Here is a 20,419-nt window from a genome sequence, read left to right as displayed (position 1 = left end):
CGGCGACGTGCTGCGGGCCAAGAGCCTGCGTGCACAAAGATGTGCGCCACTTAGCCGCTCCGGCAGCGTCCGCTCGGTTGCCGCGCGGCGGATCTGACGAGTGCAAATGCAGGAGGCTTGCATGCTTCAGAGTGCATGGCCGGCGTCGATAACCCGGTTGAACCCGTCACTGGATTGACCATGTCCACCCCGTCCCCGCGTTTTGTCAGTCTGCAAAGCAAGCTGCTGGGCGCCCTTGCGCTTGGTCTGTCGATCATCCTGTTGTGCGCACTTGGCGGTCTGGGCTCTGCCTGGTTGAGTCTGTCCGGCAAGGTGCCGGTGGAAGTGGCACAGGCTTCGGCTAGCGAAGAACTCACCCGCGATTTCCGCCTGCAGGTGCAGGAGTGGAAGAACGTGCTGATCCGGGGCCGCGACCCTGCACAGCTCGAAAAACATCTGACTGCCTTCCGCGACAAGGGCAAGAACGTGCAGGGCACGGTCACCTCACTGGCAGGCGCGCTGGCCGATCCGCAGGCGCGCACGTTGGCGCAGGACTTTGCCAAGGCGCATCTTGAACTGCAGGTCAGCTACGAAGCGGCGTTGGGCAAGTTTGCCGAGTCCGGTTACGACACCCAGGTGGGCGACCAGCTGGTCAAGGGCAAGGACCGTGCGCCCAGCCAGACATTGGAGGCGTTGGTCGCGCGCAGCAAGGCGTTGGCCGATGCGGCCGTGCTGGCAAGTTCGCAATCGGCGCAGCACATGCTGGTGTATTCGGCGCTGGCCACCATTGCCGCGGCGTTATGTCTGGTGGTGGTGTTGGGGTGGTGGATTCGACGCTCGATCGTGCGGCCCATCGAAAACGTCGCGCGTGCGGCACGCCTGGTGGCGGCCGGCGATCTGTCCGCGCGCGCTGCGGTCAGCAACCGCGATGAAATCGGCCTGCTCGGCCAGGCAATGGGGCAGGTGGTCAACACGCTTACCGATGTCTCCAGCGCGCAGGCGGACATGGCGCAGCGCCACGAAGCCGGGCAGATGAGCTACCGTATGGACGCGCAGGCGTTTCCCGGCGCTTACGGCCGCATGGTCGATGACACCAACGGACTGATCGGCGCGCAGGTGGGCCTGATCGGCACCATGCTGCAGGTGATGCAGCATTACGCGGTGGGCGACATGTCGGTGGACATGCCGCGCCTGCCGGGCGAAAAGGCGCAGATCACCGATGCGATGGACACCACCAAGCGCAACCTGGCCGCCATCAATGGCGAAATTCGCGGCCTGGTGGAAGCGGCTGCGGCCGGCGACTTTGCGACCCGCGGCAATGCCGCTGCCTATAAGTTCGAATTCCGCGGCATGGTCGAGGGCCTCAATGGCCTGATGCAGAACGTGGACCAGAATCTGGGCGAGTTGTCGCAGCTGCTTAAGGCGATTGCCGATGGCGATCTGACCGCGCGCATGCGCGGTAACCAGCAGGGCGTGTTCGCGCGGATGCGCGACGATGCCAACGCCACCGTGCAACGCCTCACCGATATCGTTGGCGATATCACGCTGGCCGCGCAGACCATCCGCACCGCCTCGGCAGAAATTGCCGCCGGCAACAGCGATCTGGCGCAACGCACCGAACAACAGGCCGCGAATCTGGAAGAAACCGCCGCCTCGATGGAAGAACTCACCTCGACCGTGCGGCAGAACTCCGACACCGCGCAGCAGGCCAGCCGTGGTGCGCAGGCCGCTGCCGACATCGCCGGCCGTGGCGGCGAGATGGTCGCCAGCGTGGTCGATACCATGGGCGAGATCGAAGTGTCGTCGAAGAAGATCGCCGAGATCATCAGCGTCATCGACGGCATCGCGTTCCAGACCAATATCCTGGCGTTGAACGCGGCGGTGGAAGCCGCGCGCGCCGGCGAACAGGGCCGCGGCTTTGCGGTGGTGGCCTCCGAAGTGCGAGCGCTGGCGCAGCGCTCGGCCGGTGCCGCCAAGGAGGTCAAGCAGTTGATCGATGCATCGGTGGAGAGCGTGGCGCGCGGGAGCGCACGCGTGGATCAGGCCGGACGCACGATGCAGGACATCGTGCAATCGGTGCAGCAGGTCACCACGCTGATCGCCGAGATCTCTGCTGCCTCGCGCGAGCAATCGTCGGGCATCGAACAGGTGGCGCGCACCGTCAACGACATGGACGAAACCACCCAGCGCAATGCAGCGTTGGTGGAAGAAGCCTCGGCCGCCGCACGTGCGATGGAAGAACAGGCAGTGGAGCTGAGCGAAGCGGTGTCGGTGTTCCGCCTGGATGCACGCAAGCCGCGCTTGGTGGCGGCTGCGTGAGCGCGGCGCGCAGCCGCTGCGTCGCCGACAGGTGCGCGGTGGGTTTGCGGTGCCGGCAAGAAGGGCCTGCACGCCGGCTTCTGCGCGCCGCGCGTTGCCGCCTGACCACGGCTCGCTAGGTGGTGTGGGTTGCATCATGGCGCGGCAGCGGCGATGGATCTTCGCAGGTGCGTCGCCTGTTTCAGCGGCCGGGCGACACGGGCGGTTCCACATCGCCCTGGTATTGCCTGCCGAAGCATTTTTCCAGGCGTTGATCGCGCTCGCGCTGGTTGCAGGGCTGGCGTAAGGCCCCGGTCATCGATAAAGCCGCGCGCGCTACGCCGGAGCGGAAGGCCCAGGTCTGCTGCACTTCGCCACCATCCGGTGCCCAGGCCTGGTTGAAGCGCGTGGTGTCCACTGGCAAGGCATCCGGCGGCGTGAGCAGGCGCTGGCTGCGTGCGGCGATTACTGGCGTGGTGTCGTGCACCTGCAGGTTCAAGCCGGGCGTGCCGGCCGCTGCCGTGCCGGGAGTCAGGGGCGAGGGCGTCGCCAATGAGGGTCCGATGGGCTGTTGCGCAGTCGCGATGAGACGCGTGTTCGTGCGCGTCGGTGCCCTGGTGGCTGGTTGCCGCATCAGGACAGGCGGGGTGGGTGCTGGCGACGGGTCACGTGCGATGAACGTGAGGGTGATGCGCGTGGCGGTGATGTCGCGCTGCCGTGGCATTCGGTCAGGGGATAGGTGTATGAGCCAAACGGCAAACATCACGTGCAGCACGAACACAGCGAGCAATGCCGATGCTGACTCGTGCCAACGTGACGCGGCACGCAATCCTGGTGCACTCCCCATGCGTCACATCCGTGTGGTCACTTTTGAAGCGTAGTGATCGCGATGTTGGGTTTGCGTTATCTACATGCGTCAGCTGTGCAAGCCGCGATGCCGCTGCGCTGCGGCACGCCCGTACGGATCGGGATCCGTCGGGCAGTGCGCTAGGCACACTTAACCCGCTTCGCGCACCCGGGCGGTGAGGCCTTTGAGGAAGGCGCGCAGCAGTTGGTCGCCGCAAGGGCGGAAGTTCTTGTGGCCGGGCTGGCGGAACAGGGCCGACAGTTCCGGCTTGGACAGGGGGAAGCCGGCGCCAGCGAAGATGGCGTGCATGTCCACGTCCTTCAGTTCGAAGGCCACGCGCAGCTTTTTCAGCACCAGGTTGTTGCCGACGCGGGTTTCCAGCGGGCGGGCCGGCTGACTTTCGTCGCGGCCGCGGAAGCGCAGCACCAGGCCATCGAGAAAGCGCGCCAGCATCGCATCGGTGCAGGGCTCGAAACCTGGCTCGTCTTCCTTCTTCAGCCAGGCCTGTACCTGCGGCTTGTCGAGCGCGAACTCGGGGTCGGCCAGGTGAGTGATTTCCACCACCTTGTCGTCGCTGAGGTCGAGCATGTAGCGGATGCTGCGCAGTACATCGTTGTGGATCATGACAATTCCGGGGCCCCGGCCTGTCGCCGGAAAGGCGTCATTCTACGGGGCCGGGGTGGAATGCGGCGTGTGTCGCGCCGATCCGTTACCGATCTGAAGCCGCCCGGAAGCGGCTGACAAGGCGTTGTGGGCAGCCGTCGTGAGCCGCTGTCGGGTGCATGCGGCCGGTGCGCGGGAGTTGCAGGTCGAGCGGTAGGCGTCGGCCTACGTACCGACCGCGCCGGTCTTGCGGGCGAGCGCAGTCGGTCTGAGCGCCACTCAGCTGCCGCGATAAGTGGAATACCCGTACGGCGACAGCAGCAGCGGCACATGGTAATGGCCGTGGTCGGCAATGCCGAAGGCGATGGGCACCTGTTCCAGGAACGGCGGGTCGGCCAGTGCGGTGCCGGTGGCGCGCCAGTAGCCGGCCACATCGAATTCCAGCCGGTAGCGGCCGGGTGGCAGGGTCAGGGTAGCCAGCGCTGGGCAACGCCCGTCCTGGTCGGTGACCGCCTCCAGCTGCAATGTGTCGCCAGCGAACAGGCGCAGCGGCACACCGGCAGCAGGGCGACCGGCGGCGGTATCCAGCACATGGGTGGACAGGCTGCTCATGCGACCGCCTGGGTCGGTTGCGGCCACTGGCCGACGAATTCGGGTTGGTCGTAGGCCAGATAGCTGTCGACCATGGCCTGGCGGTCGTCCAGGAACAGCTGGTCGGCCACCGCGCGGGCCAGCCGCGGCAACGCGGCCTTGAGCCCGGACAGCGCGGCGGCCGAGGGGCCGTGGTTGATCAGCGCCGAATAGTTGAAGGCGAACAGCCCGTGCAGCAGTGCGGCGTCGTCCGGCGTGCGTGGCAACAGTTCGAAGCCCGGCCCCAGGTACGGGTGTGCATCGAGCACCGGGTTGGCCTGGCCCGGTGGCGGTTGGTAGCGGTCTGCCCAGCAGGCGATGCGCCCGGACAGCGCGGCCAGCTCCGGGCGCAGCTGCGGGTCGGTGACCAGGCCGGTGGCGACGGCCAGGAAATCGAAGCGGTGTTCGCCGTGCGGGGTACGCACCACCACCGCGCCGTCGCGCTCGGCCACCTCCAGCCACGGCGCGCCCAGGTGCAGCGCAAAGCCTGGGTGCGCGCAGGCGCGCTGGAAGGTGTCGTTGGTGGGCGGTTGGTTGTGTGCGAAGAAGCTGGCCATCATCCGGTACTTGTCCGCATCGGGCAGCGTCAGAAACCGCGGAATGATGCCGGCCTGCTCCATGTGGCGGAACGGGTTGATGCGCGGCAATTCACTGCGGCGCACGAATACTTCGGCACTGGCGACGCCTTGGTCCAGCGCAAAACAGGCATTGTCGAACGCCGAGGCGCCGCCGCCCAGAATGCCCACGCGCTTGCCGGCAAGCGCGGCAAAGTCGATGTGGCTGGAGGTATGTGCGTAGCGGTGGCTGGGCAGGGCACGGCCGATCCAGTCCGGCACCACCCACTGCCCGCCGCCCTGGATGCCGGTGGCCAGGATCAGCTTGCGCGTCAGCAACGGCGCGCCCATCGCCAGATGCAGCCGGTGGATGCCGGGTGCGACCTCGGGTTCGACGCGTGCCAGCTGCGTGGCGTTGCGCACCGGCAGCCGCAGCGCCGCGCGGTACCAGCGCAGGTAGTCCATCCAGCGGGCGCGTGGAATCTTGTCCAGCGTGTCCCAGGCCGCGCTGCCGTGTTGCGCTTCCCACCAAGCGCGGAAGGTCAGCGACGGCACGCCCAGGTCGATCGAGGTGATCTGCTTGGGCGTGCGCAGTGTCTGCATCCGTGCGTAGGTGACCCAGGGGCCTTCCTGGCCGGCCGGGTTTTCGTCGATGACCAGCACGTTGTGCACGCGCTCGCGTTGCAGTGCGAACGCCGCGCCCAGGCCGCTCTGGCCGGCGCCCACAATCACCACGTCGTAGACATGCCCGGCCGGATGTACGCGCGGTTGCACCCAGGCATCGCCGCCGTGGGCCAGACGTTGCAGGTCGCGGGCGAGCTCGCGTTCGAGTTGGGCCAGGCTCATGGCAGTGCCTCCAGGCGCAAGTGGACGATCTTGCCGATCTCGGCGAGGGCGGTGGCGATCTCGGCGTCGCGCGAGGCATCCAGGCGCCGCTCCAGCGCGGCCAGAATGCCGGCCTTGTCATGCAGCCGCACGCAGATCACGAACGGGAAACCGAAGCGCTGGCGATAGGCCTGATTGAGCGCATGGAAGCGGGTAAATTCGTCCTCGCTCAACCGATCAAGACCGGCCGAGGCCTGCTCGGCGGCCGAGGCGGCGGTGAGCGTGCGGTCGATCGCGGCCTTGCCGGCCAGCTCCGGATGCGCGCGAATCAACGCGACCTGATCTTGCGGCGATGCATCGAACACCACCTGCATCAAGCCGCGATACACATCTTCGAACGGGCGGCGACGCGCGGCGCGCTCCACCACCCACGGCGAATGTTCGAACACCTCGCGATAGCGCGCCACGAAGGCGGCATCGTCCAGCACACGGTCGTCAGTCACGCTCATGCGTGAGTCCCTTGCAGCGACACGTGCGCGGCCACCACTTTCCAGCCATCGGCAAAACGTACCCAACTCTGACTCTGGCGGCCGCGCGCGCTGCTGCCTTCGCGGACGAATTCGGCATGGGCGGTTGCGCAGTCATGGCCGTAGCTGTGCACTTCCACATGCGCAAGCTGGCGTTGTGGCGAGCCGCCGCGGCCGATGCGAAACGCGCGGATCGCGTCGATGCCGTACAGCACCTCACCCACGCCGTAACGCACGGTGCTGGGCGCTGCATGAAACAGCGCATCCATCGCGGCGATGTCATCGCGCATCAACGCGCTCTCGTAAGCGTGGAAGGCGGCAGTCACCTGGGCGATCACCTCGGGCAGATCGATGTCGGCAGTGACAATGCTCATGCCGGATGCACCTGCAACCAGTGGCGCGCGATATCGATGCGTCGCGCCACCCAGGCATCGCCGCTGGCCAGCACGTGATCGACAAAGCGCGCCAGTGCGGCCGCGCGTGCGGGCTTGCCGACGATGCGCCCGTGCAGACCGATCGAGAGCATGCGCCCGCCTTCGCTGCGCAACTGCTCGAAGCTGTCGCGCAGATAGCGAAAGAACGGCTCGCCATCGGCAAACCCGTTGTAGGCGACGAACTTCATGTCATTGGCGTCCAGCGTGTACGGCACGATCAACTGCGCGCGGCCGTGGCGGGTGTCGTAATACGGCACATCGTCGGCATAGCTGTCGGCGTCGTAGACAAACCCGCCTTCTTCGGCAACCAGGCGTGCGGTGTTGGGGCTGGTGCGGCCCTGGTACCAGCCCAGCGGGCGGCTGCCGGTGACGCGGGTGTGCACCGCGATCGCCTGCGCGATATGCGCGCGCTCGGTGGCCTCGTCGATGTGTTGGTAGTCGATCCAGCGCAGCCCGTGGCTGGCGATTTCCCACTCGGCGGCCTGCATCGCGGCCACTGCGTCGGGATTGGCGGCCAGTGCGTTCGCCACGCCAAACACGGTCACTGGCACCGCGCGTGCGGCGAACAACCGATGCAGCCGCCAGAACCCGGCGCGGCTGCCGTACTCGTACAGGCTTTCCATGGCCATGGCGCGTGCGCCGGTTTGGGCGTGTGCGCCGACCATTTCCGACAGAAATGCTTCGGATGCCGCATCGCCGTTGAGCACGCAGTTTTCTGCGCCTTCTTCGTAATTGATGACGAACTGCACGGCGATGCGCGCGCCACCCGGCCACTGCGCAGCCGGCGGGGTGGCGCCGTAGCCGACCAGGTCGCGCGTCGCGCTCATGCAGCCGGCTCCGCATGCCAGGCCGCCAGGGCGGCTTCCACCGCCAGACCCGGCGTGCAGATGTAGCCTTCGGCACGCAGCACCGCTTCCAGCGCGGCCAGGGTGAGCAGCACCTTGTGCTTCATCGCGTTGTAGCCCATCGCGCCGATGCGCCAGATCTTGCCTTGCAGCGGGCCGAAGGCGGTGCCGATCTCGATCTCGAAATCCTCGCGCATACGCCGCCGCACCCCGTCGTTGTCGATACCCGCCGGGATCACCACACCGGTGACGTTGGTCATGCGATGCGCCGCGTCGCCGAACACCTCCAGACCCATCGCGGTGATGCCGGCGCTCACCGCACGGCCGGCGGCGGTGTGGCGCGCGAACCGCGCGGGCAGGCCTTCCTGCAGCGCGACGCGTGCGCATTCGCGTGCGCCGTACAACATGGTGGTGGCTTCGGTGTGGTGGTTGAGGCGCTTGTCCGACCAGTAATCCATGATCATCGCCAGATCGAAATAATTCGATGCGATGCGTGGCCCGGTGCCGTTGACGATGTCGTTGCGCACGATGCCGCGTTCGACATGCCGGCGCGCAAAGATCGCCTCGGCCGCGCGCTCGGACACGGTGATCGGTGCCGAGCCGGACGGCCCGCCCAGGCATTTCTGCAGGCCGCCGGTGACCACGTCCACGCCCCAGCGGTCGCTGGCGATCTCCATGCCGCCGATGGTGGCGGTGGCATCCACGTAACTCAGCGCGCCGGCCGCGCGGCACAGTGCGCCCAGGCCATCGAGCGGCTGCGCCATGGTGGTGGAGGTGTCGCCGTGCACGGTGGCCACCAGTTTGGGCGCCACCCGTTCGATCGCCTCGGCAATGGCCGCCAGCGGCACCACCTCGCCCCATGGTGCATCCACGCTGTGCACGTCGGCGCCCAGGCGCTGCAGGATTTCGGTAAGCAACAAGCCGAAGCGGCCGAAGTTGATCACCAACACGCGGTCGCCCGGTTGCACCAGCGATACCAGCGCCGCTTCGATGCCTGCACGCGCGGTGCCGTCGACCAGAAACGTCCAGCGATTTTCGGTGCCGAACAAGGGCCGATACAGCGCCATCACCTCGTTCATATAGGTGGTCATTTCCGGGTCGAACTGGCCCAGCAGATCGGCCGCCATCGCGCGCAGCACGCGCGGATGCGCATTGACCGGGCCGGGGCCCATCAACAGGCGTTGTGGCGGATCGAGTTCGCCAAAGGTATGCAGGTGGCGCAGATCAGGTGACAAGGGGGTCTCCCAGGTGTTCGATGAAATGGCGCATGACCGCCAGGGCGACCTCGGCATCGGCCGGGTCGACGTGTTCGTCCGGATGATGGCTGATGCCGCCGGCGCAGCGCACGAACAGCATCGCGGTTGGGCAGAGTGCGGCCATCGTCATCGCATCGTGGCCGGCACCGGAGACCAACCGCCGCGGGGCGATACCTTGCGCGGCGACCGCGTGGTCGAGCCGGGTCATCAGCGTCGGTGCGCATGGGCTGGCGGCGAGGGTTTGCAGCGGGGTGATGGCGATGGCGATGCCGCGCGCCGCGCCGATGCGCGCCAGTGCCTGTTCGATGGCGCGCACCGCGGCGTCGCGGGTGGCATCGTCGCCGGCGCGTACATCCAGCGTGCAGTCCACGCGGCCGGGCACCACGTTGACGGCGCCGGGTGCGAGCTGCAGCTTGCCGACGGTGGCGACCAGATCGTTGCTGCCATCGCGCGCGATGCGCTCGATCGCCAGCAGCGCCTCGGCCGCTGCGCTCAAGGCATCGCGACGCAGCGCCATCGTGGTGGTGCCGGCATGCCCGGCGCGGCCGTCGAAGCGCAGCGCGAAGCGGCGTTGCGCGGCGATCGCGGTGACGATGCCAACCGGCAGGCCGTCGGCTTCGAGCACCGGACCTTGTTCGATATGGGTTTCCAGATACGCCAGCACGCTGCCCGGCGTGCGTGCGGCGTGCTGGATGTTCGCGATGTCCAGATCCCAGTCTGCCAGCGCGCTGGCGACATCGATGCCGGCGGCGTCGGTCACCGCCAACGTGGTCGGGTCGAGCGTGCCGGCTACCGCACGGCTGCAGAACATCGAGGCCGGAAAGCGCGAGCCTTCTTCGTCGCCGAACGCGATGACTTCGATGGCGAATGGCAGGCGGCGCGCTTGCGCGTGCAGTGCGGCGACGCATTCGATGCCGAGCAGGATGCCGAGCGGGCCGTCGTAGCGGCCGGCATCGCGCACGCTGTCCAGGTGGCTGCCGATCAGCAGCGCCGGTGCGTCGGCCTGCGTGCCGTCGTAGCGGCCGATCAGGTTTGCCGCCGCGTCCAGGCGCACCTGCATGCCGGCCTGGCGCATCCACGTGCTCACCTGCGCGATGGCAGCGCGGTGCGCCGGGCTGAGCCAGGCGCGGAACAGTCCCTCGGGTGTATCGCTGTAGGGCGCAACGCCCAGCGCATCGCAACGCGCCACCGCACGTGCGCCGGAGCCGCTGTCCGGTGAGATGCTCTGGGTGCTCAGCATAGGGCGTGGTGCGGGTGAGCCGATCCACAGGCGCTGTACGGACCGCGATGCGATAGCGACTGATGCATGGAGCCTCCGCAAGCGGTGGGGAAGGACGAGGTATCACCGGGCGATGGAGTGCCCGGACGATGGTGTGGCGACAGGCGCTTACCGAGCGGGCAGCGCCTTGAGATCGACTATACGAACCACCCCCGTCACCCCAAAGCGGTTTTTTTAGGGTCACGCGTTGCAAAAAATGCGACAGGCGCCGTGGCCATGCGTCCCTTCCTCCATCGGGAGAAGGGGCCCGAAGGGCGGATGAGGCGGCGTCGCAGAGCGCTGTCAGTCCTTGCAAAGACAAACGCCTCGCCACGCGCCTATAGAAGCGAGGCACCGCCTGCTTCGCCAAGCCCTCCCTCCCCAACCCCGGCTCCACGCCCCGGCCCACGCTTGCGGCGCGGGCGCACCAATGCACGCACGCCAGGGGCGCGCACGCCGTGCCTTGGAGCCCCGCAGGAAAGTGGCGATAACCGCGCCGCCTCGAATCCAAACGGCTGCTACAGTCGGCGCATTCCATGAAAGAGATTCACCAATGGCGCGCGACAATTTCAAGGATTTGTTGGCGCTGATCGCCATCGTCCGCGAAGGCAGCTTCACCCGGGCCGCGGCCACGCTGGGCGTCTCGCAGTCGGCGTTGAGCCATACCATCCGTGGGCTCGAAGCCACGCTGGGCTTGCGCCTGCTGACGCGCACCACCCGCAGCGTGGCGCCCACCGAGGCGGGCGAGCGTCTGATTCAGACGGTGGCGCCGCGATTTACGGAGATCGAAGACGCGCTGTCGGCGCTGAGCGAAATGCGCGATACCCCTGCAGGCAACGTGCGCATCACCGCCACCGACTATGCCGCGCGCGCGATCCTGTGGCCCAAGCTGTCCAAGCTGCTGCAGCAATACCCCGACATCAACGTTGAAATGTTCATCGACAATGGACTAACCGACATTGTTGCCGATCGCTACGATTTGGGCGTACGTCTGGGCGACCAGGTCGAAAAGGACATGATCGCCGCACGCATCGCCCCGGATATGCGGATGGCGCTTGTTGCATCGCCGTCGTACCTGGCGCGCCGGCCGCTGCCAAAAACGCCGCAGGACCTCACCGCGCATCGCTGCATCAACCTGCGTATGAAAACCGCCGGTGGCATCTATGCCTGGGAGCTGGAGAAGGACGGCCGCGAAGTCATCGTGCGCGTGCAGGGCCAGCTGACCTTCAACGGCACCTATGAAGCGGTGGACGCGGCCGTCGATGGTTTCGGCATCGCGTTCGTGCAGGAAGATCTTGCCCGCGCACATATCAAGGCCGGACGCCTGCGCTGGATCATGAAGGATTGGTCGCCCACCTGGCCGGGCCTGCATGCGTTCTATCCCAGCCGCCGCCACTCGTCGCCAGCGTTCAATCTGGTGCTGGATGCATTGCGTTACAAAGGCTGATGCGCGCGCGTGATGGCGGAGCACTCGGTGCAGGCGTGCGACGCGTGGCATGGCCCTGCAGAGATGTGCCAAGCGTTGTTGATGTGAGTCGAACGGCGGCACCGTGAGCCAGGGCGCTGAACCTGAAAACAGGCGCCGCAGCCGCGCAGCTGTGGCAAAGATGGCGTCTGGATCGAGGCTGCACCAGCATTGCATTCGATCTCCCGGCCTGTGCATGCATGGACGCACCGTCGAACCGCCGTGCATCGCGCGCTTCACCACGATCATCCACAGACCACGCTCATGAGTGCACCTCATAAGCCCGTGCGGCGCAGGCGTCTTACTCCGCGAAGGCGGACCACGTAACCTGCGCAACCTCCATACACGAGTATGCCGGCGCCGCGATCATGCGCTGCATCACGTTTGTCGTGCGGCCGAAGCAAGCGAGGGCCGTTGCAGTCCATCGCCGCCCGTAGCGTATCCATCCCGAACAGCACAGTCGCTTGCGCGCCGTAGCGCGCCCATGTGCCGTGTGTCCTGTCTCTTACCTAAGGCTTCCCCATGCCAGCCAACACCTTGACCACCGATACAGCCCAGCCCGATGCCGTTGTCGCGACCCGTCAGACCTGGAGCGCGGTCGGCTCGATGTCGCTGTGCGTTGCGCTGTTGATCGCATCGGAATTCATGCCGGTGAGCCTGCTGACGCCGATCGCCGCCGATTTGCACGCAAGCGCCGGCATGGCCGGGCAGGCGATCTCCATCTCCGGCCTGTTTGCGGTGATTGCCAGCCTGCTGATCGCGCCGCTGTCGTCGCGTTTGAACCGGCGCCATGTATTGCTGGGCCTGAGCGCGGTGATGTTGCTGTCGTTGTTGCTGATTGCCAGCGCACACAGCTTTGGCATGTTGATGGTCGCGCGTGCCTTGCTCGGCATCACCATCGGTGGGTTCTGGGCGCTGTCCACCGCCACGGTGATGCGCATCATGCCCGAGCATTCCGTGCCCAAGGCATTGGGCATCGTGTTTATCGGCAATGCCGTGGCAACCGCGTTTGCCGCGCCGCTGGGCAGTTACCTCGGCGCCATCATCGGCTGGCGTGGTGTGTTCTGGGGAATGGTGCCGTTGGTGTTGCTGGCCATTGCCTGGCAATGGCGCAGCCTGCCGTCGATGCCGGCGCAAGGTGCCAGTTCACTGCGCGATATCGCCAGCTTGTTGAAGCGCCGCTACGTCGCCCGCGCAATGCTTGCGGTGATGCTTGGCTTTGCTGGCGCATTCTCTGCATTCACCTACTTCCGCCCGTTCCTGGAAACCGTCGCGCAGGTCGATGTGTCGCAGCTGTCGTTGTTGCTGCTTGGCCTGGGTCTTGCCGGCTTCGTTGGCACCTACGCGGCCACCGCGCTGGTCGCCAAGCGGCTGTTCACCCTGCTCAGCGTGTTGCCGGCCGCACTGGGCGTCGTAACGCTTAGCATGTTGCTGGGCGGCCACGTGCTGTGGGCGGTGGCGGTGGCAATGATCGCCTGGGGCACGCTCAACGCGGCAATTCCGGTGGCGTGGTCCACCTGGCTGAGCCGCTGCATCAAAGATGCGCCGGAAAGTGGCGGCGGCCTGATGGTGGCTGCGATCCAGTTGTCCATCATGCTCGGTGGCGCGCTGGGCGGTGTGTTGCTGGATCACCTGTCGATCGGCGCCACATTCATTGGGGCAAGCGTATTGCTGCTGGCGTCGTCGCTGGTGGCGAGCAACGGCGCGCGGCTACAGCCGTGATGCCAGCGCCCTCGCCGGCACGGACGCAGCAACACGCAATGCGTGTTGCCTTAAGCGCCGTGCCAGCTGAGCTTCGCGCGGCGCGTACGCCAGGGCTGGAATCAGCCCATGCCGAATTGCTTGTGCAGCACCTTGTCCAGCAACGCGCGTGGCAAAAAGCGCCTGGCGAATGCGCCTTGCCGTGCCGACTTACCCGAGGGATAGCGCAGCTTGGGGTGCTGGTCGCGGGCCGCCCGCACGATGGTCTCGGCCACGCTGTCGGCGCTGTCGGCAACTGCCATCGCCGTGTCGTAGGCGCGCTGGTAGCTGGCGCGTAGCGCATCGTAGGCTGGCAGCAGGCGGTCCGCCGTTGCGGTGCCCGACTCGAAACCGGTCTTGGTGGCGCCCGGCTCGATGACCGCCACGCGAATACCGAAGCCGCGCACTTCATGATCGAGCGATTCGGAATAGCCTTCCAGCGCGTGCTTGGTGGCCGAGTAGTACGCACTGAAGGGTGCCGGCAGCAAGCCCAGACCCGAGCCCACGTTGAGGATGCGTCCGCTGCGTTGCGCACGCATGATCGGCAGCACCGCATTGGTCACCCGCACCACGCCATGCACGTTGGTGTCGAACAGCGCACGCACCTGCTCGATCGAGCTTTCCTCGGCGGCTCCGGTGATGCCGATGCCGGCGTTGTTGACCAACAGGTCGATGCGTCCTTCGCGCGTCTGTAGCGTGGCGATGGCGGCCTGCACCGACGCATCGTCAGTGACGTCCAGCGCCAGCAACGGAAAGCCGCGCTGCCCTGCATCGGCGCCGCGGCGGCTGGTGCCATAGACGGTGTAGCCGGCCGCAGCCAGTTGCGTGGCCGCGGCAAGGCCGATACCTGAAGAAGCGCCGGTGACCAGCGCCACGGGATGCTTGGATGTCATGGAATGTTCTCGATGGTCACGGTGAAGAAGGAGCGCATTGCCACACGTGGAGCGTGCGATAACGCGTGGCTGTGTTGCTGTGCAGCCGGCTGACGCGCGGCGTGCAGGGCTGTTGTGGCCTCGCCCGCGCAGCCGCGTCGTGGATTGCGCTTAGGTGCTGGTGTGATACCGCTCGGCCGCATGCGCCTGGCGCAGGTCCGACAGCAGGCCCTGGCGGGCGCCGTCCAGTGCGTCCCAGCGTTCGGCCACGTGCAGCGGCGGGATGGTGATCAGCTCGCGGCGGTCGAAACCGACCAGCGCCGCATCGACCAACTCCTCCACGTCCATGACCTCGGGCAATGCATTGACGTCCATCCCGGCGCGCTCCCAGATTTCGGTGCGGGTGGCGGCCGGCAGCACGGCCTGCACGTAGACGCCCTTGGGCGAGAGTTCCACGTGCAGGCCCTGCGACAGGAACTGCACGTAGGCCTTGGTCGCGCCATAGACGGTGGCGGCGAACTCCGGCGCCAGCCCGACCACCGAGCCGAGGTTGACGATGGCGCCGCGACCGGCAGCGGCAAGGCGCGCGGCTACCGCGGCCGCGAGGCGGGTCGGTGCGGTGGTGTTAAGCGCGACCAGGCGCTCGATGCTGGCGGCATCCTGGTCCAGAAACCCGCCGGACTGCGCAATGCCGGCGTTGTTGATCAGGATCTCGATCTGGCTGTCGTCGCGCAGGCGCGCCTCGACCGCCTCCAACTCAGAGTGGCTGGTCAGGTCTGCCTGCAAGACGTCGACCGTGACGCCGTGGGCGTCGCGCAAATGCGCGGCCAATGCCTCCAGGCGCTGCTTGTCGCGCGCCACCAGCACCAGTGCATGGCCGCGCTGCGCAAAGCGCTGGGCATAGACGGCGCCAATACCACTGGAAGCGCCGGTGATCAGAACAGTGGGACGCGTGGTCATGACAGGTCTTCGGGTTGAGATGGAATTTATGATGATTATCATCATCTAAAAAAGCAAGCGTTTGCTGATGCTCGATATCGGGTCCTGCCAAGGACTGGTTGGATGGGCGCCGCGCTTGCCCGGGCAATCGGCCGGGCAGGGTGTTGTTGGGTAGGCGCGGTGTAGCCCCGTGCAGCGCTGTCGCCAGACTGGCGTTGCATCGACAATCCGAACGGCTGCCTTGGGACTTGCGAAGTCCGCTGCGTCAACGTGACCGGTGACGGGCGCTGTTTAACGCCGTGGCGTACGCATCCTGCGTGCGCATGCCACGCCTACATCGCCGGGCATCGGCTGTCTCGGCAATGCAGTCGCAGCCGGCTAAGCCAGCACTGTTGGGCCGTGATCCCGGTGCACTCATCGAGCAGGCGCAATGCAGCAATCCCGTCGCCGTGGTCGGGCTAGCTAGCCGCTGCATGAGAGGACAACCCGGAAGCAGTGGCGGCGAAACGTCTAGCTCAACGATGCAGCAGCAATCAGATCCTGCCGCAGGGCATCCACGCAGTCATCGACAAACGTGCGCACCTTGGATGAGCCCCGACGACCTTCCACATAGACCACATGCACCGGTTCCGGTGCGATCTCGAACGTCTCGAGGATGCACGTGAGTGTGCCGTTCTGGAGGTATTCGCGGATCTGGTAAGACGGCACTTGCGTCAGTCCCCAGCCCTGTACTGCGGCGCCGATGGCGGCATTGGACGAGGTCACGCTGAGGCGTGAGCCAACCTCGACCAGAGACTCACGCCCATCGATGCGAAACGGCCACTTGGGTGCGCGCTCCGAAGATGCGACCGAGAGGGTGCGGTGCTGCGATAGATCGTCTGGGTGCTGTGCAATGCTGTGTTCTGCCAGATAGCCCGGCGACGCGCAGACCATGCGACGCACGCTGCCCACCGGGATCGCGGTCAACGATGAATCGGGGAGTGCGCCGATGCGCACCGCGACGTCGATGCCCTCGTCCAGCAGTGGTAGCACGCGGTCGGCCAGAATGGCGCGTGCGGTGACCTTTGGGTAACGACTGAGAAAGCGCGTCAACACCGGCATGACATGCAACGCGCCGAACATCTGCGGAGCCGTCACCGTCAGCGATCCGCTGGGGACTGCGTGCAACCCGGCTGCTGTATTTTCGACATCCTCCAAGTCGGCCAACAGGCGTCGGCAGTCGATGGCGTACTGCTGTCCAGCCTCGGTAAGCCGCATGGTGCGGGTGGTGCGTACCACCAGCAGCACGCCGAGGCGTTTTTCCAGCTGCGCAATGGTGCGCGTCACCGTGGCGGTGGAAATGCCAAGGCGGCGCGCGACGCCGGCAAAGCTCGCTTGCTCTGCAAGTGCGGCAAACAGCGTCATTTCCTGGATGCGATCCACCGGTGCCTCACGCTTGGTTATCGCCACAGAGTAGCAGTGCGCCGCCGATGCACGGTGCAGGGCAGGGCGTGTGCAGGGAGCGCCGCAGCATTGCGAGCGCCGCAATGGTCAATTGATGGGCGCGGTGGTTCTGCTGCTGCGAAGCGAGGCCTAGCATGTCGATCACTTCATCCGATCTTCGACGTGCCATGACGCAGTCCGCTTCACCCATCACGCTCCATGCCGATCACGCGATTGAACTCGGCCGCCGCAAGATGCTTGTTTCATGCATCGGAACGGCAGTCGCGCTGGGCGCCGGCAGCCTGCGTGCAGGCGTGCTTTCCGGCAACACGCAGACCAACAAAGGAGCCGCTATGTCTCATGATCCAAGCATCAACGTGACCTACAAGACCCAACGCGTCGGCGATGTCGAGGTGTTCTATCGCGAAGCCGGGCGCGCGGATGCGCCTGTGTTGCTGTTGCTGCATGGCTTCCCCAGCGCCAGCCACATGTTCCGCGATCTGATGCCGTTGTTGGCAAGCCGCTACCGGTTGATTGCACCGGACCTGCCGGGCTTCGGCAATACCAAGGCGCCGCCACGCGGGCAGTTCGATTACACCTTCGAACAGCTTTACAAGGTGATCGAGGGCTTTACCGAAGCGCTGGGACTGCGCCGTTACGCGCTGTATCTGTTCGATTACGGCGCGCCGGTCGGGTTTCGCCTGGCTGCGGCAAACCCGCACAAGGTGAGCGCCATCATCAGCCAGAACGGCAATGCGTACCTGGACGGCTTCAGCGACCAGTGGGGTGCGTGGCAAGCGTATTGGCGCGACCCGACTGACGCCAATCGTGAAGCGTGCCGCGCCACCTTGTCGCCGCAGACCACGCGCGACTGGCAATACGGCACCGGTGCCGACCCGAGCAAGCTCTCCCCCGATGGCTACACATTGGACATCGCGTACATGGCGCGCCCCGGTGCGGAAGACATCCAGCTGGATCTGATCCTGGATTACCGCAGCAATGTGGAGGCCTATCCGGCATTCCACGCGTATTTCCGCAAGCATCAGCCGCCGTTGCTGGCGGTGTGGGGCAAACACGATCCGGCCTTTATTCCGGCGGGTGCGCAGGCGTATGCCAAGGATCTGCCGAAGGCCGAAATCCATCTGCTGGACACGGGTCACTTCGCGCTGGAAACGCATGCGCCGGAGATCGCGCAGTACATCGGTGAGTTCCTGCAGCGGACGCTCACGGCATCGGCGTAACCGGCGCGTTGCACGGGCGCTGCGGACGCGGCGACAGGGCTGCGTGCGCACGCAGATGTGGGGCTGCAGGCGCGTGCTAGTTTGCTGCGATCATTGCCCAGAGAACGACCGAGATGCTCAGCGCGTACCGATGGAGCGGATGGCTGGTGCTTGCCAGCCTGTTGCCGGTGTCTGCCTTTGCCGGCACGCCCGATGGCGGTTACCGGCAGCCGCCGGAGCCGCTCTTGAGCGTGTTGCGCGCGCCGCTCAATCCATCGCCGCGGCTGGATCCCACCGGCAAGACCCTGTTGCTGGTGCAGCGCACGCAGTATCCGCCGATCGCGCGCGTGGCCGAGCCGTACCTGAAGCTGGCCGGCGTGCGGGTGGAGCCGCGCACGCATAGCCGTCACGACATGTCCAGCGGCTACGGCATTCGTTCCTGCCTGGAAGGCTTCAGCCTGGTCGACGTCGCCACTGGCAAGCAGACCGCGGTGACCCTGCCGGCGGGCGCCTGCCCGGCAGCGCCGGTGTGGTCGCCGGACGGGCGTCGCTTCGCCTTCAACAACACGGCCGCCGATCGCGTCGAGCTCTGGGTAGGCGAGGTGGCTACCGGCAGCGTGCGCAAGATCGACGGTGTGCAACTCAACCCGGTGCTGGGTGGCGAAATCCAGTGGTTGGGCGGCAGCGACACCTTGCTGCTGAAGACGGTGCCGCACGACCTGGGCGCCGCGCCGCGCAAGGCGGCGGTGCCACCGGGCCCGGAGGTCAAGGAAACCATCCAGGGCAAGGGCGAAAGCAGCACCTACGAGGCGCGGGACACGCTCTCCAGCCCAGAAGACGAGGCCTTGTTTAGCTACTACGCCACCTCCCAGCTGCTCACGGTGGATGCGGCCACCGGCAACCAGCGCAAGCTCGGTTCGCCTGCGGTCTACAGCACCGTGGATGGCGCGCCCGATGGCCGCCACGTGCTGGTGGAACGGTTGAAGCAGCCGTATTCCTACGTCACCACTTACGCGCGCTTCGCCCACGACGTGGCGGTGCTGGATCTGGCCAACGACAGCGAGCGCAAGCTGGCCGATCTGCCGGTTGCCGACCGGGTGCCGGTGCAAGGGGTTGCGATCGGCCCGCGCGCCTATTCCTGGCGTGCCAATCAACCGGCCACGCTGGTCTGGGCCGAGGCGCTGGATGGGGGCGACTGGAAAACCAGCGTGCCCGCGCGCGACAAGCTGATGACGCTGGCTGCACCGTTCACCGCCAAGCCGCGTGAACTCACACGCGTGCAGCAGCGCTATGCCGGCCTGTCGTGGTTTGCCGAAGGCGGCCGGGCGCTGTTGGACGAGTACGACGAAAACCGCCATTGGCGTCGCACCACGCTGCTGGATGCCGACCGCCCCGGCACTGCCGGGCGGGTGTTGTTCGACTTGTCCACCGACGACCTGTATGCCGATCCCGGCGTGCCGGAAACGCGTCTACTGGCCAACGGCCAGGCCGTACTGCGCGAAGAACAGGGTGCGTTGTTCCTGAGCGGTCAGGGCGCCTCACCGGCGGGCGACCGGCCGTTTCTGGATCGCTACGCACTGGCCAGTGGCAAGACCCAGCGACTGTTCCGCAGCGACGCCAGTGTGGACGAACTGTTCTTCGGCTTTGCCGGCGACGATGTGTCGCGCCTGCTGACCTGGCACCAGTCGCCGACCGACCCGCCCAATGTGTACCTGCGCACGTTGGGTCAGCCATTGCCGACGGCGGCGACGGGTGAGGCGATCCTTGCCTCCACTGCCACGCCGGTCACCCGTTTTCCGGATCCGACCCCGATGGTGCGGCAGATCAAGAAGCGCCTGGTGACTTACAAGCGCAAGGACGGCGTGGAGCTGTCGTTCACCCTGTACACGCCGCCCGGCTATACCGAAGGCACGCGCGTACCAGCGATCCTGTACGCCTACCCGCTCGACTATGCCGACCCCTCCAAGGCCGGCCAGGTCAGCGGCGCCAGCGAGCGCGACTTCACCCGCCTCAGCTACTACCAAGTGCTGCTGTTGGCCGGTTACGCGATCATCGACGATGCCGCCTTCCCCATCGTCGGCGACCCCAAGACCGCGTACGACACTTACCTGCAGCAGCTGGTGGACGACGCCACCGCCGCGGTGGACAAGGCAGTGGAGTTGGGCGTGGTCGACCGTCAGCGTATCGGCGTCACCGGGCATAGCCACGGCGCGCTGATGACGGCCAACCTGTTGGCACACACCGACCTGTTCCGCGCCGGCGCCGCCACCAGCGGCAGTTACAACAAGACGCTGACGCCGTTCGGTTTCCAGAGCGAGCGCCGCTCGTTCTGGGCCGCGCCGGAGATCTACGCGCAGGCGTCGGCATTCTTCCACGCCGACAAGATCAACGAGCCATTGTTGATCGTGCACGGCATGGACGACGCCAACCCCGGCACCGAAACCACCCAGGCACCGCGCTTGTTCCAGGCGATTCGTGGCAACGGCGGCACCGCGCGGCTGGTATTGCTGCCGTTCGAACCGCACTGGTATACCGCACGCGAATCCACTGAGGATGTGGTCGCCGAGATGCTGGACTGGTTCGACCGCTACGTGAAAAACGCGCCGCCGCGTGATGCGGCTGGCAAGCCAGCGCGGTAAATCAAGGGCCACTGGCGCTGGCTGGAACGACGGCGGCAACGCACGCAGCTTTCGCCGTTGTGCAGC

Annotated in this window: 17 protein-coding genes; 5 read left to right on the top strand and 12 right to left on the bottom strand. The window is 66.4% G+C overall.

Features of this window, described 5'->3' with window-relative positions; translation table 11 throughout:
* Window positions 1–180 precede the first annotated feature (180 nt).
* Entirely contained in the window at window positions 181–2,298 is a 2,118-nt protein-coding gene (locus RQH86_RS12435; RefSeq protein ID WP_311239430.1) for a methyl-accepting chemotaxis protein, read from the top strand.
* 181 nt (window positions 2,299–2,479) lie between these two features.
* On the opposite strand, the gene RQH86_RS12430 is transcribed toward RQH86_RS12435, so the two are convergent.
* From RQH86_RS12430 to RQH86_RS12390, 9 genes are all read right to left on the bottom strand, one after another.
* Window positions 2,480–2,830, bottom strand: coding sequence for a hypothetical protein (locus tag RQH86_RS12430; protein ID WP_311239429.1), 351 nt, complete (start codon window positions 2,828–2,830; stop codon window positions 2,480–2,482).
* Between the two features lie 444 nt (window positions 2,831–3,274).
* Entirely contained in the window at window positions 3,275–3,748 is a 474-nt protein-coding gene (locus tag RQH86_RS12425; protein ID WP_055853578.1) for a DUF1456 family protein, read from the bottom strand.
* Window positions 3,749–4,006: 258 nt separating this feature from the next.
* Entirely contained in the window at window positions 4,007–4,339 is a 333-nt protein-coding gene (gene uraH / locus RQH86_RS12420) for a hydroxyisourate hydrolase (RefSeq protein WP_311239428.1), read from the bottom strand.
* Window positions 4,336–5,757, bottom strand: a complete 1,422-nt coding sequence (gene hpyO / locus RQH86_RS12415) for an FAD-dependent urate hydroxylase HpyO (RefSeq protein WP_311260583.1) — start codon at window positions 5,755–5,757, stop codon at window positions 4,336–4,338. Before hpyO ends, uraH begins: the two co-directional genes overlap by 4 nt.
* Entirely contained in the window at window positions 5,754–6,245 is a 492-nt protein-coding gene (uraD, locus tag RQH86_RS12410; protein WP_311239140.1) for a 2-oxo-4-hydroxy-4-carboxy-5-ureidoimidazoline decarboxylase, read from the bottom strand. Before uraD ends, hpyO begins: the two co-directional genes overlap by 4 nt.
* Complete coding sequence (hpxZ, locus tag RQH86_RS12405; RefSeq protein WP_311239141.1) at window positions 6,242–6,637, bottom strand: oxalurate catabolism protein HpxZ; 396 nt, start codon at window positions 6,635–6,637, stop codon at window positions 6,242–6,244. Before hpxZ ends, uraD begins: the two co-directional genes overlap by 4 nt.
* Window positions 6,634–7,524 carry an allantoinase PuuE gene (gene puuE, locus RQH86_RS12400; RefSeq protein WP_311239142.1) on the bottom strand — a complete coding sequence of 297 codons (891 nt, stop codon included), beginning with the start codon at window positions 7,522–7,524 and terminating at the stop codon, window positions 6,634–6,636. The genes hpxZ and puuE overlap by 4 nt, the downstream gene beginning before the upstream one ends.
* Window positions 7,521–8,777 carry an alanine--glyoxylate aminotransferase family protein gene (locus RQH86_RS12395; protein WP_311239143.1) on the bottom strand — a complete coding sequence of 419 codons (1,257 nt, stop codon included), beginning with the start codon at window positions 8,775–8,777 and terminating at the stop codon, window positions 7,521–7,523. Before RQH86_RS12395 ends, puuE begins: the two co-directional genes overlap by 4 nt.
* Window positions 8,767–10,038 carry an allantoate amidohydrolase gene (locus RQH86_RS12390; RefSeq protein ID WP_311239144.1) on the bottom strand — a complete coding sequence of 424 codons (1,272 nt, stop codon included), beginning with the start codon at window positions 10,036–10,038 and terminating at the stop codon, window positions 8,767–8,769. Before RQH86_RS12390 ends, RQH86_RS12395 begins: the two co-directional genes overlap by 11 nt.
* 571 nt (window positions 10,039–10,609) lie before the next feature.
* Here RQH86_RS12390 and RQH86_RS12385 point away from each other — a divergent pair.
* On the top strand, window positions 10,610–11,503 hold the full coding sequence (locus RQH86_RS12385) for a LysR family transcriptional regulator (RefSeq protein ID WP_115526780.1): 894 nt from the start codon (window positions 10,610–10,612) through the stop codon (window positions 11,501–11,503).
* A gap of 540 nt (window positions 11,504–12,043) precedes the next feature.
* Window positions 12,044–13,243 carry an MFS transporter gene (locus tag RQH86_RS12380; protein WP_311239145.1) on the top strand — a complete coding sequence of 400 codons (1,200 nt, stop codon included), beginning with the start codon at window positions 12,044–12,046 and terminating at the stop codon, window positions 13,241–13,243.
* 101 nt (window positions 13,244–13,344) lie between these two features.
* Here RQH86_RS12380 and RQH86_RS12375 read toward each other — a convergent pair whose 3' ends face one another.
* From RQH86_RS12375 to RQH86_RS12365, 3 genes are all read right to left on the bottom strand, one after another.
* The gene (locus RQH86_RS12375; protein WP_311239146.1) at window positions 13,345–14,154 is read right to left on the bottom strand and encodes an oxidoreductase; all 810 of its coding nucleotides are present in this window, start codon (window positions 14,152–14,154) and stop codon (window positions 13,345–13,347) included.
* A gap of 150 nt (window positions 14,155–14,304) precedes the next feature.
* Window positions 14,305–15,093 carry an SDR family oxidoreductase gene (locus tag RQH86_RS12370; protein WP_311239147.1) on the bottom strand — a complete coding sequence of 263 codons (789 nt, stop codon included), beginning with the start codon at window positions 15,091–15,093 and terminating at the stop codon, window positions 14,305–14,307.
* Between the two features lie 489 nt (window positions 15,094–15,582).
* Window positions 15,583–16,476, bottom strand: a complete 894-nt coding sequence (locus tag RQH86_RS12365) for a LysR family transcriptional regulator (RefSeq protein WP_311239196.1) — start codon at window positions 16,474–16,476, stop codon at window positions 15,583–15,585.
* 371 nt (window positions 16,477–16,847) lie between these two features.
* Between RQH86_RS12365 and RQH86_RS12360 the strand changes: the two genes are divergently transcribed.
* Together RQH86_RS12360 and RQH86_RS12355 are read left to right on the top strand one after the other, a co-directional pair.
* On the top strand, window positions 16,848–17,735 hold the full coding sequence (locus RQH86_RS12360; RefSeq protein ID WP_311239148.1) for an alpha/beta hydrolase: 888 nt from the start codon (window positions 16,848–16,850) through the stop codon (window positions 17,733–17,735).
* A 113-nt stretch (window positions 17,736–17,848) separates the two neighbouring features.
* A complete protein-coding gene (locus RQH86_RS12355) occupies window positions 17,849–20,353 on the top strand; it encodes a prolyl oligopeptidase family serine peptidase (RefSeq protein WP_311239149.1) in 2,505 nt (834 codons plus the stop codon).
* Window positions 20,354–20,419 lie beyond the last annotated feature (66 nt).

Source organism: Xanthomonas sp. WCS2018Noco2-27 (genome assembly GCF_031843525.1).
GTDB lineage: Bacteria > Pseudomonadota > Gammaproteobacteria > Xanthomonadales > Xanthomonadaceae > Xanthomonas.
Note: the sequence above shows the minus strand (reverse complement) of the source record. Positions and strands in the feature narration are given on the sequence as shown.

Excerpts from the sequence above, each read along its gene's own strand:
- RQH86_RS12435 (WP_311239430.1), top strand. The coding sequence starts at position 181 with ATGTCCACCCCGTCCCCGCGTTTTGTCAGTCTGCAAAGCAAGCTGCTG.
- uraD (WP_311239140.1), bottom strand. The coding sequence starts at position 6,245 with ATGAGCGTGACTGACGACCGTGTGCTGGACGATGCCGCCTTCGTGGCG.
- RQH86_RS12370 (WP_311239147.1), bottom strand. The coding sequence starts at position 15,093 with ATGACCACGCGTCCCACTGTTCTGATCACCGGCGCTTCCAGTGGTATT.
- RQH86_RS12365 (WP_311239196.1), bottom strand. The coding sequence starts at position 16,476 with ATGACGCTGTTTGCCGCACTTGCAGAGCAAGCGAGCTTTGCCGGCGTC.
- RQH86_RS12360 (WP_311239148.1), top strand. The coding sequence starts at position 16,848 with ATGTCTCATGATCCAAGCATCAACGTGACCTACAAGACCCAACGCGTC.
- RQH86_RS12375 (WP_311239146.1), bottom strand. The coding sequence starts at position 14,154 with ATGACATCCAAGCATCCCGTGGCGCTGGTCACCGGCGCTTCTTCAGGT.
- RQH86_RS12385 (WP_115526780.1), top strand. The coding sequence starts at position 10,610 with ATGGCGCGCGACAATTTCAAGGATTTGTTGGCGCTGATCGCCATCGTC.
- hpyO (WP_311260583.1), bottom strand. The coding sequence starts at position 5,757 with ATGAGCCTGGCCCAACTCGAACGCGAGCTCGCCCGCGACCTGCAACGT.
- RQH86_RS12380 (WP_311239145.1), top strand. The coding sequence starts at position 12,044 with ATGCCAGCCAACACCTTGACCACCGATACAGCCCAGCCCGATGCCGTT.
- hpxZ (WP_311239141.1), bottom strand. The coding sequence starts at position 6,637 with ATGAGCATTGTCACTGCCGACATCGATCTGCCCGAGGTGATCGCCCAG.
- puuE (WP_311239142.1), bottom strand. The coding sequence starts at position 7,524 with ATGAGCGCGACGCGCGACCTGGTCGGCTACGGCGCCACCCCGCCGGCT.
- RQH86_RS12355 (WP_311239149.1), top strand. The coding sequence starts at position 17,849 with ATGCTCAGCGCGTACCGATGGAGCGGATGGCTGGTGCTTGCCAGCCTG.
- RQH86_RS12390 (WP_311239144.1), bottom strand. The coding sequence starts at position 10,038 with ATGCTGAGCACCCAGAGCATCTCACCGGACAGCGGCTCCGGCGCACGT.
- RQH86_RS12425 (WP_055853578.1), bottom strand. The coding sequence starts at position 3,748 with ATGATCCACAACGATGTACTGCGCAGCATCCGCTACATGCTCGACCTC.
- uraH (WP_311239428.1), bottom strand. The coding sequence starts at position 4,339 with ATGAGCAGCCTGTCCACCCATGTGCTGGATACCGCCGCCGGTCGCCCT.